At 68.5% G+C, this 17208-nt stretch carries 16 protein-coding genes; 6 read left to right on the forward strand and 10 right to left on the reverse strand.

Going from position 1 to position 17208, the window contains the following annotated elements; all coding sequences use genetic code 11:
• Nucleotides 1-94: 94 nt before the first annotated feature.
• From VHC04_RS23165 to VHC04_RS13530, 3 genes are all read left to right on the forward strand, one after another.
• A complete protein-coding gene (locus VHC04_RS23165) occupies nt 95-565 on the forward strand; it encodes a UGSC family (seleno)protein (RefSeq protein WP_422662676.1) in 471 nt (156 codons plus the stop codon).
• A gap of 81 nt (nt 566-646) precedes the next feature.
• Nucleotides 647-1693: a hypothetical protein gene (locus VHC04_RS13525; protein ID WP_325682054.1), complete on the forward strand. Its 1047-nt coding sequence runs from the start codon at nt 647-649 to the stop codon at nt 1691-1693.
• On the forward strand, nt 1690-2688 hold the full coding sequence (locus VHC04_RS13530; protein WP_325682056.1) for a hypothetical protein: 999 nt from the start codon (nt 1690-1692) through the stop codon (nt 2686-2688). The genes VHC04_RS13525 and VHC04_RS13530 overlap by 4 nt, the downstream gene beginning before the upstream one ends.
• A gap of 19 nt (nt 2689-2707) precedes the next feature.
• Here VHC04_RS13530 and VHC04_RS13535 read toward each other — a convergent pair whose 3' ends face one another.
• A complete protein-coding gene (locus tag VHC04_RS13535; RefSeq protein ID WP_325682058.1) occupies nt 2708-4729 on the reverse strand; it encodes a cache domain-containing protein in 2022 nt (673 codons plus the stop codon).
• Between the two features lie 434 nt (nt 4730-5163).
• Between VHC04_RS13535 and VHC04_RS13540 the strand changes: the two genes are divergently transcribed.
• Nucleotides 5164-5877, forward strand: a complete 714-nt coding sequence (locus tag VHC04_RS13540) for a TerC family protein (RefSeq protein ID WP_325682060.1) — start codon at nt 5164-5166, stop codon at nt 5875-5877.
• 204 nt (nt 5878-6081) lie between these two features.
• Nucleotides 6082-6336, forward strand: a complete 255-nt coding sequence (locus VHC04_RS13545; protein WP_413789115.1) for a GlsB/YeaQ/YmgE family stress response membrane protein — start codon at nt 6082-6084, stop codon at nt 6334-6336.
• Between the two features lie 13 nt (nt 6337-6349).
• Here the strand turns inward: VHC04_RS13545 and VHC04_RS13550 are convergent, their stop codons facing one another.
• Together VHC04_RS13550 and VHC04_RS13555 are read right to left on the reverse strand one after the other, a co-directional pair.
• Nucleotides 6350-7507 carry an FAS1-like dehydratase domain-containing protein gene (locus VHC04_RS13550; RefSeq protein WP_325682062.1) on the reverse strand — a complete coding sequence of 386 codons (1158 nt, stop codon included), beginning with the start codon at nt 7505-7507 and terminating at the stop codon, nt 6350-6352.
• A 10-nt stretch (nt 7508-7517) separates the two neighbouring features.
• Nucleotides 7518-9086: an acyl-CoA synthetase gene (locus VHC04_RS13555; RefSeq protein WP_325682064.1), complete on the reverse strand. Its 1569-nt coding sequence runs from the start codon at nt 9084-9086 to the stop codon at nt 7518-7520.
• Between the two features lie 306 nt (nt 9087-9392).
• Between VHC04_RS13555 and VHC04_RS13560 the strand changes: the two genes are divergently transcribed.
• Nucleotides 9393-9821 (forward strand): OsmC family protein, encoded by a 429-nt coding sequence (locus tag VHC04_RS13560; protein ID WP_325682066.1) that lies wholly within the window; start codon nt 9393-9395, stop codon nt 9819-9821.
• An 86-nt stretch (nt 9822-9907) separates the two neighbouring features.
• Here VHC04_RS13560 and VHC04_RS13565 read toward each other — a convergent pair whose 3' ends face one another.
• From VHC04_RS13565 to VHC04_RS13595, 7 genes are all read right to left on the reverse strand, one after another.
• On the reverse strand, nt 9908-10690 hold the full coding sequence (locus VHC04_RS13565) for an SDR family oxidoreductase (RefSeq protein WP_325682068.1): 783 nt from the start codon (nt 10688-10690) through the stop codon (nt 9908-9910).
• A gap of 207 nt (nt 10691-10897) precedes the next feature.
• Nucleotides 10898-11710 (reverse strand): RNA methyltransferase, encoded by an 813-nt coding sequence (locus VHC04_RS13570; RefSeq protein ID WP_325682070.1) that lies wholly within the window; start codon nt 11708-11710, stop codon nt 10898-10900.
• A 151-nt stretch (nt 11711-11861) separates the two neighbouring features.
• Nucleotides 11862-13223 carry a cysteine--tRNA ligase gene (cysS, locus tag VHC04_RS13575; protein WP_325682072.1) on the reverse strand — a complete coding sequence of 454 codons (1362 nt, stop codon included), beginning with the start codon at nt 13221-13223 and terminating at the stop codon, nt 11862-11864.
• A gap of 56 nt (nt 13224-13279) precedes the next feature.
• Nucleotides 13280-14119: an ABC transporter permease gene (locus tag VHC04_RS13580; RefSeq protein WP_325682074.1), complete on the reverse strand. Its 840-nt coding sequence runs from the start codon at nt 14117-14119 to the stop codon at nt 13280-13282.
• Entirely contained in the window at nt 14116-15189 is a 1074-nt protein-coding gene (locus VHC04_RS13585; RefSeq protein WP_325682076.1) for an ABC transporter ATP-binding protein, read from the reverse strand. The genes VHC04_RS13580 and VHC04_RS13585 overlap by 4 nt, the downstream gene beginning before the upstream one ends.
• 6 nt (nt 15190-15195) lie before the next feature.
• The gene (locus VHC04_RS13590) at nt 15196-16338 is read right to left on the reverse strand and encodes an extracellular solute-binding protein (protein ID WP_325682079.1); all 1143 of its coding nucleotides are present in this window, start codon (nt 16336-16338) and stop codon (nt 15196-15198) included.
• Nucleotides 16335-17162 carry an SDR family NAD(P)-dependent oxidoreductase gene (locus tag VHC04_RS13595; protein ID WP_325682081.1) on the reverse strand — a complete coding sequence of 276 codons (828 nt, stop codon included), beginning with the start codon at nt 17160-17162 and terminating at the stop codon, nt 16335-16337. Before VHC04_RS13595 ends, VHC04_RS13590 begins: the two co-directional genes overlap by 4 nt.
• Nucleotides 17163-17208: the final 46 nt, after the last annotated feature.

A 17208-nucleotide genomic window follows, 5' to 3' on the forward strand; every position in this document is an offset into this window, starting at 1 on the left:
TCGCCCGCACCGGTGCTGAGATGTGGGCGTTGGAGAGGAACGCAGCATGCGCATCGTCAATCCCAGCTATGGGATCGCGCCGCAAGGTGAGGGAATGGCCACCGCCGGCCTTGTCGACTGGGCCAACGATCCGATCATCCTGTTCTCGAACAACAAGCCCAACGCGAGGGAATTGCTCGAAGGCGTGCGTGATCGCCTGGCCGCCATCCGCCGCGTGGACAATATCGACTACATCGCGAAGGGCAGCGCCAGCCAGCCGGCGCCGCCGGACATGATCAACGAAGTCGCGCGCAAGTATCGCATCGCGCTGCTCGCGCTGGGCGACTGAGGGTCCTGCTCATCGTGGAGTTTCCACGACAGCATCGAATTGAGAAAGCGTGGACTGACCGGGGTGGTGATCGCCACGGAAACGTTCCGGCCGCTGGTCCTGGCCCAGGCGAAGGCGCGCAAGCTGGAGCCGCACCTGATCGTGGTGAAGCATCCGGTCGGCGGATTGAATGCGGCCGAGCTGCGGGAGCGGATCGACACCGCGTTTGAGGGGCTGAAGCTGGAAATGAAGGGGTAGGCCCTTCCAAGTCGATCGGGGGCCGCGGGCGGATGGGCTCGCGGCCCTTTCCATGATCGCCCTTTGCGTGACGGAGGCAGCATGTCCGATACCGCCGAAGCCGAGCTTCTCGATGTCCCGGAGATGGATGCCGATGCGTGGGCGGAGTATGTCGAGGCTCAGGGCTGGACGGATGGCCTGCCCCTGGTGGTGCCGACCGAGGATGCCGTCGCGCGCATGATGGACGGCGCGCGTGGCGATAATGAACCGTTTCCCGCCATCACGCCGCGCCAAGTGATTCCGACGTTGCGAAGCCTGGCCGCCAATGCGGTTATGGCGGGGTGCCGTCCGGCCTATTTCCCGGTGGTGCTGTCGGCGCTGCGCGGCGTGCTGGTAGCCGACTACAATCTGCACGGCTCGTTGGCCACGACGCATTCCTGCGCACCGATGATCATGGTGAACGGTCCGCTGCGCCAGGCGCTGAACATCAACTGCGGCACCAACTGCTTCGGCCAGGGCTGGCGGGCCAATGCCGCGATCGGCCGGGCACTGCAATTGATCCTGCTGAACGTGGGCGGGGCGAAGCCCGCCGTGATGGACCGCTCCACCTTCGGCTCACCGGCGAAATACACGTTCTGCTTCGGAGAGAACGAGGAGGAAAGCCCCTTCGCCCCCTACCACGTCCGTCACGGCTTCGATGCCGCGGACAGCGTGGTGACGGTGATGTCGGCCGAACCCAACCACAACCTGAACGACCATGGCAGCACCACGGGCAAGGGCCTGCTGACCACCTTCGCCGGCGGTATCGCCTCGCCGGCCGCCAACACGATCTATGCCAAGGGACCGTTCTTCATCGTGTTCGGCCCCGAACACGCGGCAACCCTGGCGCGGGACAGCTGGACGGTGGAGCAGATCCAGCAGTTCCTTTATGACACCGCGCGGGTGCCGGTGGACCAGGTGTCGCCCGAGAACCATCAGATCTACCAGGAATCCGGGCACCTGCCGGAAAACGGCTTCTACCGGGTCGCGCCAACCCCGGACGACATCCATGTCGCGGTGGCGGGCGGGGCGGGCAAGCACTCGGCGTGGATCCCCTCCTTCGGCGGCACCGCGGCGATTTCCATCCGCGTGAAGCCCCCGGCCGGATGAGCGCCGAGGTCATTCCGGTCGGGGACCGCGATGCGCCGCTGTTCGCGTCCGACGCTGACTGGGAGACGGCGCAGGCCGCACTGCTGGACGCGGAACTGGCGGACGGCCTGCCGATCGTGCCGCCGACGCGCGCGCGGCTGGACGCCATGCTGGCCGGCCGTGACCCAAGCGAAACCTTCGGCGTGATGCCGCCCTTGTTCGGGGAGATCACCGCCCGGGCCGTCGCCTGGTGCTGCGTGATCGCCGGCTGCCATCCGGCCGAGTTTCCCGTGGTGCTGGAAGCCACGCTGGCGACGCTGGAGCCGGAATTCAACCTGCTGGGCATCCAGACCACGACCGGGACGCCGACCGCCGCGGTGCTGGTGCACGGCCCTGCCACCACGGCACTGGGCATGAACGCCGGCAGCAACTGCCTGGGCCCGGGCAACCGCGCGAATGCCTGCATCGGCCGCGCGCTCCGCCTTGTACTGACGAATATCGGCGGCGCCCGCCCGCCCGTCGGCGATATGGCAACGATGGGCCAGCCGGCGAAATACGGCATGGCCTTCGCCGAGGCGGCACATCCGCTGGCGGAGCCCCTGTCCGTCCGGCGCGGCCTGGCGCCGGCCGCCAGCGCGGTGACGGTGATCGGCCTGTCCGGCACGATCGAGGTGCTGCCCGAGGCCGGCGCCGCCACGCCCGAGGCGGTGCTGCGCCCGGCCCTGGCGGCGATGCAAGGCGGGCTGAACGCCGGCTCCGGTGGACGGCAGCGCGAGCTTGGTGAGCAGTTCCTGCTGCTGCCGCCCGAGATGGCCGACGTGCTGGCGAAGGGCGGTTGGACACTGGGGCGGGCCAGGACCTTCCTGCGAGATGCCGGCCTTGCCAGCCGGCCGGTCGCCCGGACGGCAGACGACATTCACCTGATCATCACCGGCGGTGCCGGCGTGAAGATGACCTGCCTGGTCCCGTGGGGCGGCGGCACGCTCTGCGTCACCAGGCGCCTGCCGCCGATGTGACGGCACAGTCCGGCCCCGCTCAAGCCGCCTGCGGCCGCGCCTCGTGCCGGGCCAGCAGGTCCAGCACCGCGTCCACGGCACGCAGCGTCTCGGTGTCCTGATTGAATACCAGCGCCGTTATCCCGTCGGCGCCGCGCACGATGCGTCCAGCCATGGCAACCGGAACGCTCTCGACCCGCAGTTGAACCGGGGTGCCGGCCTCGCATTCCGTCAGGCCTTGCAGCGCCGCGCCGCCGCGGGAGATATTCAGGATCACGGCGCGCCTGGGGGACGCCCCGTCAATTGCCACCTGTACCTCGGTGCGCTGCCCGGACACGCGCTCATAGCGTCGGCGCTCCCCGTCATCGCGCGCCATGGCGGCTAGGAAATGCTCGACCTCGGACTGCAGCGTGGTGGAGACGTCGCCGATCTCTCGCGCCGCGGCCAGCATCGACCGGCTCATGCCGCCGGTGCGGTCGGCCGCCGATGCCACGGCCGCCATGGCCGCGGCCGCGCGTTCGCCCATATGCGACACGGATTGCACATTGGCGGCGATATCGCGCGTCGTCGCGCCCTGCTGCTCGATCGCGGCGGCGATCGCCGCCGCGACGGCATCGATCTGGTCGATCGCTCCGTTGACCGCCTGGATGGCGGCCGCCGAATTCTCGGTCGCCGCCGTCATCGCCTCCACATCCTGGCGGATTTCCGTGGTCGCCCGCGCCGTCTGGGCGGCCAGGGCCTTGACCTCCCCGGCAACGACCGCGAAGCCCTTTCCGGCCTCTCCGGCGCGCGCGGCCTCGATGGTCGCGTTCAGCGCCAGCAGGTTGGTCTGATCGGCAATCGCCGCGATCGCGGAGCCGACATGGCCGATCTTCGACGCGAGTTCGATCAGGTTGATGAACGCGCGATCGCTTTCCGATGCCTTCTCCACCGCGTTTCGCGTGGCGCCGGTGGCGGTCGTCACCTGCCGGGCGATCTCATCGACGCTGGCGGACAACTCCACCGTCGCGGCGGCAACCGTGCTGAGATCGGCGGAGGACGAGGCGGACCCCTCTGCCGTCTCCGCCGCATTGGCCTGGGTTTCCCGCGCCGCGGTCGCCAGGGCTTGAGCGGTTTCGGTCATGGACCGCGCCGCGGCAGTGAGGCGCGCCAGCACCCCGGCCACCACCGACCCGAACTCCTGGGTCAGATGCTCCATCGCCACCTGCCGGCGGTTCCGGTCCGCCTGCTGCGCCTCGGCGGCGCGCTCCAGCCTTACACGCTCCTGCGCGGCGTCGCGCAGTGCGGCCAGCGCCCGCGCCAGCGCGCCGAATTCGTCCGCGCGGTCCTCGCCGGCGATCGCCACCGACAGCTCGCCGGCGGACAGCCGATCCGTCGCATCGACGAGGCGGCGAACCGGCCGCGCCACGCTGCGCGCCAGCCAAGTGATCACCGCGCCCACCAGGGTCAGCACGATCGCGCCATACCCGACCATCACCCAGGCCAGATGGCGGCGGGCGGCGATCAGATCATCGATATAGACGCCGGTGCCGATGACCCAGCCCCAGGGCTGAAAGCCCTGCACATAGGACAATTTGGGAACAGGTTCCTGGGCGCCCGGCCGGGGCCACAGGTAGTCGACCGCGCCGGCACCACGGTCGCGCACCGTGTCCACCATGGCGGCGAACAGGCGCTTGCCGTTCGGATCAGCGAAATCCTTCATGTCGTGGCCGTTGAGGTCCGGCCTGACCGGATGCATGACCATCCGTGCCTGCATGTCGTTGATCCAGACATATTCCGGCCCGAGATATCGCAAATGGCCGATCGCGGTGGCCGCGGCGGCCTGGGCCTCCTGCTCCGTCATCTGGCCGTTGCGGGCGGCCTGTTCGTAGCCGGCCGCGATCGCGACGGCGGAGTCGGTGATGGCACGCAGCATCGTCGTGCGTGCGTCCAGCAGCTGGGCACTGGCCGCGCCGTATACGGTGAACAGCACGGCCGCGACCGCCGCCAGCGCCGCCACGGTGGCGGCGTGCAGCCGCGCCTGGATGGACAGTGCAAGCGGGTTCCATGAAGGGCGTCTCATTCCGGGTCCTATCGGCAGCGGGTGGTCAAGGCGGGCCCTTGGTAAAGCCAATCGGTAAAGGAGAGATTAAAATGGCGGCGGTCCCGGTAACGGCGCCTCCACAGACGCGCGCCCTTGAACCCGCCCCGCCCGTGACCATCTGGGCACCAACGATACGATCCGGGCCCCTCTGGCAGGACGCCGGTCACGGAACCGGTCAACCTCGCGATGTCGGATCACCGCGCGCTGCGCAGCGAGCGGCAGATGGCCCGGCCGCCTTCTTCCGACCCTGTCCCCGCGCGGCGTCTTGAACCGCCATGCAGGAGTCGCTCGTGTCGACCATCCACCCCGTGTCATGCCTCCATCCGCCGGTTCGGCGCCTTGCCGCGCCCAAGCCTCCGGCCGCCCGAGCCGCCTGGTTGTTTTGACCTCGGCATCAGGGATATCACGACGTCATGCTCGTTCTGAGCGACCCGAGTCTTTGGGCCAGCCTGGTCACCCTGACGGCGATGGAGATCGTCCTGGGGATCGACAACCTGGTGTTCCTGTCGATCCTGGCCAACCGCCTGCCCGAGACGCAGCGCGCCAAGGCGCGCGCCATCGGCCTGTCGCTGGCGCTGGTCCTGCGGCTTGGCCTGCTGCTGAGCATCGCCTGGATCATGCGGCTGACAGAGCCGATCTTCGGCGGCGCCCTCGCCTGGCTGTCCTGGCGCGATGTCATCCTGTTCGCGGGCGGATTGTTCCTGCTCTATAAGGGCACCACCGAAATCCACGAAACGATCGAGGGTGATGAGCACGAGGCCGAAACCGGCCGCCCGCCGGCGCGCTTCTGGACCACGATCGTTCAGATCGGCCTGCTGGACATCGTGTTCTCGCTGGACAGCGTGATCACCGCCGTCGGCATGGCAAACCAGGTGCCGGTGATGGTGGCGGCGATCGTCATCGCGATGGGCGTCATGCTCGCCGGCGCCTCGGCTGTCTCCAGCTTCATCCACCGCCATCCGACGGTGCGCATGCTGGCGCTGAGCTTCCTGCTGCTGATCGGCATGACCCTGGTGGCGGACGGGTTCGGGGTACACGTGCCGAAGGGCTACATCTATGCCGCCATGGCCTTCTCGGCGGCGGTGGAGGCGTTGAATTACGCTCGCCGTCGCAAGACGGCGCGATGATGAGCCGGGCGGTCTGATCCCGTCAACGCCGAACCCCGTTTCTGGCGAGCAGCACGGGAAGCCGCCGCCGGTGACAGGCCGGCAACGGAAGCACAAGCGCGACGGCCACGCCGGGACGTGCCATCCTTTACGGCCACGGCCTGAACCGGCCCGCGGCGGCGTCCCGGGGCGCCACAGACTTGCAAGGAGGGAGATATCGCAGCCGTGCTGCACATTATTGGAACCATCGTGATCGGCTTCATCGTCGGCGTCATTGCGAAACTGTTGATGCCGGGACGCGATCCGGGCGGCTTTATCGTCACGACCCTGCTGGGGATCGTCGGCGCCTTCGTGGCCACCTATCTGGGACAGGCGATCGGCTGGTATCGTCCGGACCAGGCGGCCGGCTTCATCGGCGCGGTTGTCGGCGCCATCATCCTGCTGATCGTCTACCGGCTGCTGGCCCGCCGCTCGCCATAGAGCACGACCGGCGTCACCCGCCGGAGCACGTCCCGGAACGCGAGGGCAGCTCCACCACTCCGCTGCCCAGGACGGAGAGTTCGCCGTCCTGGTTCCTGGCGGACTGTTCGATCTCCACCAGGTGGCGACCCGCCTCGACATAGCGGCGCACCACCTTGCCGTCGATGAACAACAGATCGCCCTCGGGGTTGTGGCGGCGAATCTTGCAGGATGCCTTGCGCAGGAACCCGTCGTCGCCCATCCAGTTGGTCAGGTGGTGGGTCAGCCAGGAGCATCGCTCCGGCCCGTAATCATAGGCGCCCGGCGCCCCCACCATCAGCGCGAAATCCGCTTCCCAATGCACCCGCTCCGGGCAATCGGGGATGCCGAAGCGGTTCTCGATGCCCAGGCCGGGGTGGTGGTTGACCTGGCGCCAGGCCAGCTTGTTGGCGCGGATGTACAGCCCGCCCCAGCCTTGCGCATAGGCGATGAACCCGGTCACCGTCATCGGGCCCTTGGCCATGGTGGGCAGCGCCTCGCCCTCGGCCACATCCTCCCAGTAGCGCGGGACCGCGCCGCGAATGGTTTCGGACTCATAAAGACGATACAGGCGCTGCAGTTCGTCCCGCGTATATACGCGCGGCGGCCGCGCCTTCACGTCCGCGTATTTGGTGCCCTGCTCCCGGGCATGGTCTCGATCGGTGCGAAAACACCAGCTGTCGGCTTCGGCCAGCAGATCGCCCGTATCGTCGAAAAACCGCACATGATAGATCTGCTGCACCGCTCGGCCGGCGAATTTCGTGTCATGCTCCACCAGATCCTTCAGCCAGGCCTCGGTGGTGATCTGCCGGTTGCGGCGGACCGGCTTGTGCCAGGTCCAGTCGGCGCCGGCCCACATCGCATGCACGCCCGGCAGGCCGCCGACATAGCCCGACACGATACGGCTTGTTGCAAACAGGAAACTCGGCAGCGCGACAAGGCCGCCGAATCGGGTTTTCGCGGCATAGGCAGGATCGCACCACAGCGGGTTGTCGTCGCCGATGCCGTGCGCGTAGTGGCGGATGTTGTCGCGTGTCGCCTCATGGCACCAAGGTTCCAGCGAGTTCTCGATCGGCACGCCGATACGGGTCCGCAACGCGTCCAGCGCCTGATCGGTGATGGCTGGAAACCGGCGCGCGGACGGAACGGTCATGCTTGCCTCATCAGACTGGCTGTGTCTGTTGCGCCGCGTCTTCCTGATCGCGCAACGCCTTGCGATTGACCTTGCCGGCCGGCGTACGCGGCAGGTCGTCAACGAAGACGATCCGCCGGGGATATTCATGCTGGCTCAGCCGCGCGCGGACCAGCGCCTGGATCGCGCCGGCCGTATCGTCGTTCGCCGGATGATCCGGCCGTGGCACCACGAACGCCTTGACGACCAGCCCGCGCAGCGCGTCCGGCGCGCCGATCACCGCGACGTCCTGCACGGCCGGATGGGCCCGGATCGCGTCCTCGATCTCCACCGCGCTCATGGTCCAGCCGGCGGAGATGATCACGTCGTCGGCGCGGCCCGCGTGAAACACGTAACCGTCGGCGTCGACCCAACCGCGATCCCTGGTGGCGAACCAGGCGCCGTGGCGCAGCACCTTGATCTCACCAGGCTCACCCGGGTCGCAGGGTGATCCGTCCGGCCGCTGCACCTGGACCTCGACCCCCGGGACGGGTTTGCCCAGGGCCCCCTCCCGCACGACGAAATCCTCGGCGCCCGGGTAGCTCGCCAGCACGACGCCGACTTCGGTCGTGCCATACATGCTGCACAGGGGAATGCCGAAGGCATCCCGCACGGAACGCGCGGTTTCCGAATCGATCGGCTCGCCGGTGAAGGACATTTTTTGCAAGGCCAGGCCGGCATCCTCCAGATGCCCGGTTTCCTTCAACAGGCGGTAATGGGTCGCCGCCGCCGACAGGTTCGTGGTGCCATAGGACCGCAAGGCGCGCAGCAGCCTGTCCGCGTCGAATTTTCCGCTATAGGCGCCGGTTTCGATGCCCAGCGCCAGCGGCGCCAGCGTGCCGTGCCACAGCCCGTGCCCCCAGGCCGGAGAGGACGGACAGAAGAACCGGTCCCCCGGCCGCAGCCCGGTGCCGTACAGCGCCGCGTTCATCACCACCACGATGGCCCTGTGGGTATGCCGCACCGCCTCTGGCAACGCCCGCGTCGTGCCGGATGTGTACTGAAATATCGCCATGTCGCTGGCAGTGGTGGCGGGTTCGTAATGTGTCGGAAACGCACCAAGCCGGGCGAGGAGGCCGGCATCGGCGGCGACGACGCGCGGGCCGTTCACGTCACTCAGTGACGCGGCCTTGTCCGGTGTGCTCAACAGCAGGCGCGGTTCGCAGTCCTGCGTCCGCAGCCGCACGCCGTCCGGACCAAACAGGGTGAACAATGGCACCGCAACCGCGCCGCGCTTCATCGCGCCGAACAAGGCCGCGTAGAACAGCAGCGATGGTTCCAGCATGATCGCCACGCGGTCGCCGGGCTGTACCTCCTTGGCGGCAAGCCAATGGGCGAACCGCGATGACCAGGCCGACAGCTCGGCGAACGTGACCGCTTCATCGGATCCGTCGGCATGGGCGATGCGCAGTGCCATCCGACCCGGTTCGGCATGCCGGTCCACGCATTCATGCGCGATGTTCAGCCGGTCACGATTGCCATCAAACAAATCCCACAGGCGCGCACTGCTGAATTCGCGCTGGGCGTCGGCGTAGCCCGTATAGTCCGTCAGCATCGACATTGCCGGCGGTTCCTCCCGTCCCGGCGATGGAAGACGGGCTGTCCCGGCTTGTCAACGCGCGGCGGGGAGGCAGGCGCGATGATGCGTTGCCATCCGCGATGCCTCATCACGCGTCCGTGAGGCGGCTGCCGCGCGCCATCGGACCGCCCATATGTCGCAGCATCGTCCCCGGCTGGATATCTTCCTGGCCAATATCGTCCTGGCCAAAATCGTCGCTGGCCAAAATCGTCGCTGGCCAAAATCGTCGCCGGCCAGATCAGGATTTGCCCAGGCCGGGGCCGGGTAGCTTCAAGGAGTCACGGAACCATGGCAATCAAGCGTCATGCCTCGGCGGAATGGCGGGGCACCGGCAGGGAAGGCACCGGCAGCCTGACGACCCAGAGCGGCACGCTGAAGGACACGCCGTACGGCTTCAACGCGCGCTTCGGCGACGGCAAGGGTACCAACCCCGAGGAGCTGATCGCGGTCGCCCATGCCGGTTGTTTCAGCATGGCCACGGCGTTCCAGCTCAGCGGCGCCGGTCACCCGCCGGAACGGTTGCACTGCGACGCCACGCTGACGCTGGACCAGGTTCCGGGCGGCTTCAAGATCTCCGCCGTTCACCTGACCTTGAAGGCGAAGGTGCCCGGTATCGACAATGCAACGTTTCAGAAGCTGGCCGGCGAGGCGAAGGCGAGCTGTCCCGTGTCCAAGGTGCTGAACGCCGACATCACGCTGGACGCGACCCTGGAATGATCGCGCGGCCGGCGGTCCCGTCCCGCCGCCGGCACGCCTGTTTATACCGCCGGCACGCCTGTTCATGCCGCCGATACGCCTGTTCGTTACGACATCGAGGAATTGAAGGCACCGCCGTCCAGCAGCAGGTTCTGGCCGACCATGAAGCTGATCTTGGCGGTGCACAGAAAGGCGCAGGCATCCCCGAACTCCGCCGGGTCACCCGCCCGGCCCGCCGGCGTGTTGGCCAGACGCTCCTGCACCACCTCATCGACGGAACGATTGGTCTTCTTCGCCGCCTCCTGAAAGCCGCCGCGCAACCGGTCGGTCAGGAACGGGCCCGGCAGCAGGTTGTTGATGATGACGTTGTGGCGCGCGACCTGGCGCGCCAGCCCGGCGACGAAACCGGTCAGGCCGGCGCGGGCGCCGTTGCTCATGCCCAGTTCGGGGATCGGCGATTTCACCGATGCCGAGGTGATGTTGACGATGCGGCCGAATTTCCGGTCGATCATGCCGTCGATCACCGCCTTGATCAGAAAGATCGGCGTCAGCATGTTGGCGTCGACGGCCTTGATCCAGGCATCGCGGTCCCATTCCCGGAAATCGCCACGCGGCGGCCCGCCATTGTTGTTGATCAGGATGTCCGGCGCCGGACAGGCACGCAGCGCCGCCGCTCGGCCTTCCTCGGTGGAGATATCGCCGGCCACCGGCGTCACCTTGGCGCCGGTCATCTGGCGGATTTCGGCGGCCGTGGCCTCCAGGTCGGCGGCGGTGCGGGCGGTGATGACGAGGTCCACACCCTCCCGAGCCAATGAGATGGCGCAGGCGCGGCCGAGGCCCTTGCTGGCGGCGCAGACGATGGCTTTCTTGCCCTGAAGTCCCAGGTCCATGGATCGCTTCTCCCCTCGGGTTGGATGGGGAACGATATCAGGGACGGACGCTTCGAGCCATGGGGACGGCGAGCCGGCATGACGCTGGACCGCGATCGCCTGAAGCCGGCGGTTGGAAGGCGTGAATCGCGCTCTTGAATCAAACTTGAATCAAAGAGGTGATGGACCATGACAGGGTCAACCTGACCCTGTCATGGTTTGGGCTGGTCAACCGTCCCGGCTTGGGTCCGCGTCCTCGGGCTCCAGCCTGCCGCGGCGGCGCCGGCCGATCGCCAGCTCCGTGACCACGCCATGCAGGGTGCGCAACTCCTGCTCCGTCACCTCGCCGCGCTGAAACAGATGGCGCAGGTTGCGGATCATGCCCGGCCGCTTCGGCAGGTTCCGCAGAAAGCCGCAGGCGTCGAGCTGGTCGACGAGATGCACCAGGAAATTCTCCAGCGCCGCCTTGTCGGCCACCGGGCTCTCATGCGTCACCAGCACGTTCGGCGGTGTCCCGTCGGCGGCGGTCCACCATTCATAGGCCAGTACCATGACCGCCTGGGCCAGGTTCAGCGACATGAACTCCGGGTTCAGCGGATAGCGGACCAGGGTGTCGGCCTGGGCCATATCGTCATTATCCAGCCCCGCGCGTTCGGGGCCGAACAGGATGCCGGCGCGCAGGCCACGACCGGTGATCAGCCGCAGTTCCGCCGCCGCGCCGCGGGCGGTCAGCACCGGCTTGACGATATGGCGCGGGCGCGGACAGGTGGCGAAGACGTGGTGCAGATCGGCCACCGCGTCGGCGACGGTGGGATGGACGGTGGCGGCATCCAGCAGCCGGTCGGCACCGGACGCATTGCGCCAGGCCTTTTCCTGCGGCCAACCGTCGCGCGGGGCAACCAGTCTCATGTGAAACAATCCGCCATTCGCCATGGCGCGGGCGCAGGCGCCGATATTGTCGGCGAGTTGCGGGCGCACCAGGATCACCACCGGGCTGTTGCCGATCGGGCGCAGATCGGCACCGCCGTCACGGCCGGTCACCGGCGCCGCCCCCGCTCGGCGCAGCGCCCGCCGGGCGCCACCGCCGCCGGTGCTGGCGCCGTACCTCGGCGCTCTCCCCTCGTCATGGCCGGCCCCGGCCTCATCTCAGCGCGCCTCATCTCAGTCCGCGTCATCTCAGCCCCGGGCCCCGTTACCCGGCACGCCGCCATGTGGTGCCCTTCGGCCCATCCTCGAGCAGGATCCCTTTCGCCGCCAGCTCCGCCCGGATCGCGTCGGCGCGCGTGAAATCCCTGGCTTTCCGGGCGGCGAGGCGGGCGGCGATCGCGGCCTCGATCGCGGCGGCATCGTCGACGCCGCCGCGGAACCAGGCTTCCGGCGACTGCCCCAGCAGGCCCAGCACCGATGCCGCCCCACGCAGGCCGGCCGCGGCGGCGGCATCGCCGGCCAGCGCGGCGTCCGCCAGGGAGCGCATCCGGGCGATCGCCAGCGGCGTGTTCAAGTCATCGCACAGCGCCGCCAGCACCGGTTCGGGGACATCGCCGACCGTCGCGTCCGGATGGACGGACAGCGCGCGGTAGAACCGGTCCAGCTCCCGCCTCGCCTCGGCCAGGCCCTGGTCGGTGAAATCCAGCACCGCCCGGTAATGGGTGCGCAACAGCAGCAGCCGGATGGCCTCGCCGGGCGCCTTGGCCAGCACATCGCGGACGGTGAAGAAATTGCCCAGGCTCTTGGACATTTTCTCGCCGTTCACCTGCAGCATGCCGTTATGCACCCAGGTGCGGGCGAAATGGCTGCCGGGGAAGGCGCAGCAGCTCTGTGCGAGCTCGTTCTCATGGTGGGGGAAGATCAGGTCGCTGCCGCCGCCATGGATGTCGAAGGTCTCGCCCAGGTATTTCCAGGACATGGCGCTGCACTCGATATGCCAGCCCGGCCGGCCGCGGCCCCAGGGCGAGTCCCAGCCCGGCAGGTCGGGCGTCGAGGGCTTCCACAGCACGAAATCGCCCGGATCGCGCTTATAGGGGGCGACGTCGACGCGGGCGCCGGCCAGCAATTCCTCCTGGCTGCGGCCGGAAAGCTTCCCGTAATCCGGGTCCGAGGCCACCGCGAACAGCACATGCCCCTCGGCGGCATAGGCATGGCCGCGAGCGATCAGGCGCTGAATGAGGTCGATCATGTCCGGGATATGCCCGGTGGCGCGCGGCTCCCGGTCCGGCGGCAGGGCGCCCAGGGCCGCCATGTCGGCGTGGAAGTCGGCGGTGGTGCGGGCGGTGATGGCGCCGATCGGCTCGCCGCTTTCCTTGGCCCTGGCGTTGATCTTGTCGTCCACGTCGGTGATGTTCCGGACGTAGGTGACACGCGGGTACAGCACGCGCAACAGGCGCGCGAGCACGTCGAACACCACCACCGGCCGGGCGTTGCCGAGGTGCGCCAGGTCGTAGACGGTGGGACCACACACATACATACGGACATTGGCCGGGTCGATCGGCTGGAACCGCTCATCCCGTCGGCTCAGGCTGTTGTGCAGGGTCAGGGCGGGCGCGTTCGGGTCCATGATGAGTCGGGGTTGTCCGCGAAACCGGCGGCCGACGCAACGGCGGCGTGCGGCGGTCAGCCCTGACCGGCCACCAGCCGCCGCCCGAACAGCAGACGCCCCAGCCCGATGACACAGGCCGGCACCGCCACCAGCACCATCAGCAGCCACACCGCGACCGAGGCCGCGGTCGGCCAGTCGCGGTTGGAAAAGAATTCCTGCCACAGCACCTGGCCGATCAGCTGCGCCTGCGGTCCGCCTAGCAGCGCGGGGATCACGTATTCGCCGATGGCCGGGATGAAGACGAGGCCAATGCCCGCGGCGACCCCCGGCATGGACAGCGGCAGGATCACCCGCGCGAACACCACGCGCGGCGGGGCACCCAGGTCGGCGGCGGCCTGCATCAGCGCCGGATCCAGCCGGGCCAGGCGGGCATATAGCGGCAGCACCATGAAAGGCAGGTATGTATAGACGATGCCGATATACATCGCGGTGTCGGTAAACAGCAGCCGGTGCCCGCCCAGCAGCCGGACCAGCCAGCCATCGTCGGCCAGGATGCCGATCCAGGCGTTGATGCGCATCAGGAAGCCGGTCCAGAACGGCAGCATCACCGCCATCAGCAGCACGTTCTGCCAGCGCGCCGGCGCCCGGCTGATCGCCAGCGCCATCGGAAAGCCCGCCAGCACGCAGATCAGCGTCGAGATCCCGGCCACCCACAGGCTGCGCAGCAGCGCATCCCGGTACAGCGGGTCGGTCGCCACCAGCGCCAGGCTGTCCAGCGACAGCCCCAGCGCATAGGGCGGGATGCCGTCCGCCGGTTGGGCAAAGGCGATCAACCCGACGATCGCCAGCGGCGCCCCGATCATCAGCAGCAGCCACAGCGCCGGCACCGCCAGCATCACCCGCCGGAAAATCATGGCGGCAGCAGGATGCAGGCATCCGGCTCCCAGCCCACCCGCACCGGCGTGCCGATCGCCACCGCCCCCGACGCCAGCCCATCCGCCAGCCCGCGCACCACGCGCAGCTCCGACCCATCCGCCATGCGAACGCGGACCGACAGCGACTCGCCGGCATAGGCGATGTCGGTGACGATCCCGTCCAGGCCATTCGGTGCACCGGCGCCGCCGATCCGCAGCCGTTCCGACCGCAATGCCAGCAAGGCGGGCCCGGGTGCGGCCGGGCGCGCGGCGGTGACCTGCGCGCCAAGGGAAGGCAGCAGGACGGTGACGCCGTCCGCGGCGACGATGCCGGTCAAGATGTTCGCGGCACCCAGGAAGCCGGCGACGAACCGGTCGGCCGGCTGCTCGTACAGCACCGCCGGCGTGCCGATCTGAGCCATGCGCCCATCCCGCATCACGCCGATGCGGTCCGCCATCGTCAACGCCTCCTGCTGGTCATGCGTCACCAGCACGAAGCTGATCCCCAGCGACCGGCGCAGCCGCACCAACTCGGCGCGCGTCTCCATGCGCAAATTCTCGTCCAGCGCGGAGAATGGCTCGTCCAGCAGCAGCAGCCTGGGCTGCGGTGCCAGGCTGCGGGCCAGGGCCACGCGCTGTTGCTGGCCGCCCGACAGCTCGGCCGGGCGGCGCGTGCCGAACCCCTCCAGCCGCACCAACGCCAACATCTGCTCCACCCGCCGCCGCGTCTCCGCGTGGCCGACACCCTGCTGGCGCAGGCCAAAGCCGATATTCGCCGCCACGGTCATGTGCGGGAACAGCGCGTAGGACTGGAACATGGTGTTCACCGGCCGCCTGTGCGGCGGCAGCACGGACAAATCGGCACCGTCCAGCAGGATCCGCCCCGCCTGTGGCCGGACGAAGCCGCCGATGGCGCGCAGCAACGTCGTCTTGCCGGAGCCGGAGCCACCCAGCAGCACGAACAGCTCATCACGGTGCACCGTCAGGTCCAGCCGGTCCAGCGCCAGGTGGTCACCATAGCGGACGGTGACGCCAGAGATGGTCAGCAACGGCGTCCGCCGGTCGGCCACGAACCCTCAGCCACCCGCCTTGAAGCGCGCCCACATGCGGGTCCTGGCGCGATCGGCGGCGGGGCCGGACTGGGTGATGGTGAAGAAACGGGCAGCGACATCCGGCGGCGGGAAGACCCGCGGGTCGGACAACAATGCCGGGTCCACCAGCGCCCGCGTGGCCGGGATCGCGTTGGGGTAGCGGGTCAGGTTGGTGATGCGCGCCATGATCTCGGGCCGCAGCACGAAGTCGATGAAGGCCAGCGCCTCCGGCTTGTGGGGCGCGTCGGCGGGCATGGCCAGCATGTCGAAGCCGATCTCGGCGCCTTCCCTCGGCACCACATATTCCACCCGCACGCCCTTGTTCGCTTCCGCCGCGCGGGTGGCCGCCTGGGCGACATCGCCGGAATAATCGAACACCAGGCAGGCATCGCCATTGGCCAGCAATTCCAGCGCGCCGCCGCTGGCGAAGGTGCGGATATACGGGCGGATCGCCATCAGCGTCTTTTCCGCCGCGGCGAAATCCGCCGGATCACCGCTGCTGGGGTTCCTGCCCAGGTAATGCAGCACCGACGGGACCACATCGATCGCCGAATCCATCATCACGATGCCGCACGGTGCCAGCGCCTTCGCCCAGTGCGGGTCGAACAGCAACGACCAGGAATCCAGCGGCGCGTCCGGCGCCAGCGCCTTGATCCTGTCGGAATTGATGCCCAGCCCGATCGATCCCCACAGATAGATCGCGCCGTGCCGGTTGCCGGGATCGGAGGATTCCACCTGCCTCATCATGGCGGGATCGAGATTCTTCCAGTTCGGCACCTTCGGCCGGTCGATCTCCGCCAGCGCGCCCGCCTTGATCAGCCGCGAAAACGTCGGCTCATTGCTCGGCACCACCACGTCGTAGCCGGAATGCCCGGCGAGCAGCTTCGCCTCCAGCGTCTCCAGGCTGTCGAACACGTCATAGCGGGTCTTGATGCCGGTTTCCTTGGTGAACTGATCCAGCACCGCCGGATCGATGTAGTCGGTCCAGTTGTAGATGTTGACGACCCTGTCCTGCGCCCGAGCCGGCAGCGCGGCCGATACCAGGACCAGGGGCAGCAGGACCAGGGGCAGTAGGACCAGGGGCAGCAGGACCGGAACCAGGACCAGAGGCAGCGGCGGCCGGATCATGCGCCGCCCAAGGGGGCATCCGAGACGACGCCGGGCGGGATGAAGGCGGCCTGGGTGCCGCCGTCGACCGGAATCGTCGTGCCCGCCATGTAACGAGCTCCGTCAGAGAGCAGGAACATCATCAGGTCGACGATATCATCCGGCTGCGCGATCCGTCCCACCGGTGACACGCCGGACGGACGGTAGCCGCTGGCGGCGTTCGGGTTCGATACCGCGCGTACCATCGGCGTATCGACGGTCCCGGGCGCGATGGCGTTGACCAGCACACCCTTCGGCGCCCACTCGGCCGCCATCACCCGGCACAACTGGCTGACCGCCGCCTTCGACGCGGCATAGACGCCACCGGATACTTTCGGGCGCAGCGCGGCGATCGAGGACAGCAGCACGATCCGCGTCGGCGCGTCCGGCACGGCGCTCGCCTGCAGCGCCGGCAGCGCCTTCTGCGCGCACAGGAAGGTGCCGCGCAGGTTCACCCTCATCACCAGGTCGAAATCCTCGATCGCGACGGAGTCCAGCGGGCCGGTGCGCAGCACGCCGGCGCAGCAGATCACCGCATGCAGCGGCGATCCGACGCGGGCGAAGGCCCGCCCAACCGAGTCCGCATCACCCACATCGCAGCGAATGCCCTGAAAACCGTTCGCCCAGCCGCCAGTATCCTCGGCATTGACGTCCAGGCCGGCGACACTCCAGCCGGCCGCGAGCAGCCGAGCGGTGGCGGCCTGGCCGATGCCGGAAGATGAGCCGGTGACCACCGCGGTCCTGCCCGCCCCGCCTGTTCCTGTCCCGTCCGTTCCTGTCCCGCCTGTTCCGGTCCCGATCGTCATGGGCCTGCCTCCCTTGCTCGCCCGCGAATCCGGCGGGCATGCTAGC

Source organism: Rhodopila sp., from assembly GCF_035548095.1.
Lineage (GTDB): Bacteria > Pseudomonadota > Alphaproteobacteria > Acetobacterales > Acetobacteraceae > Rhodopila.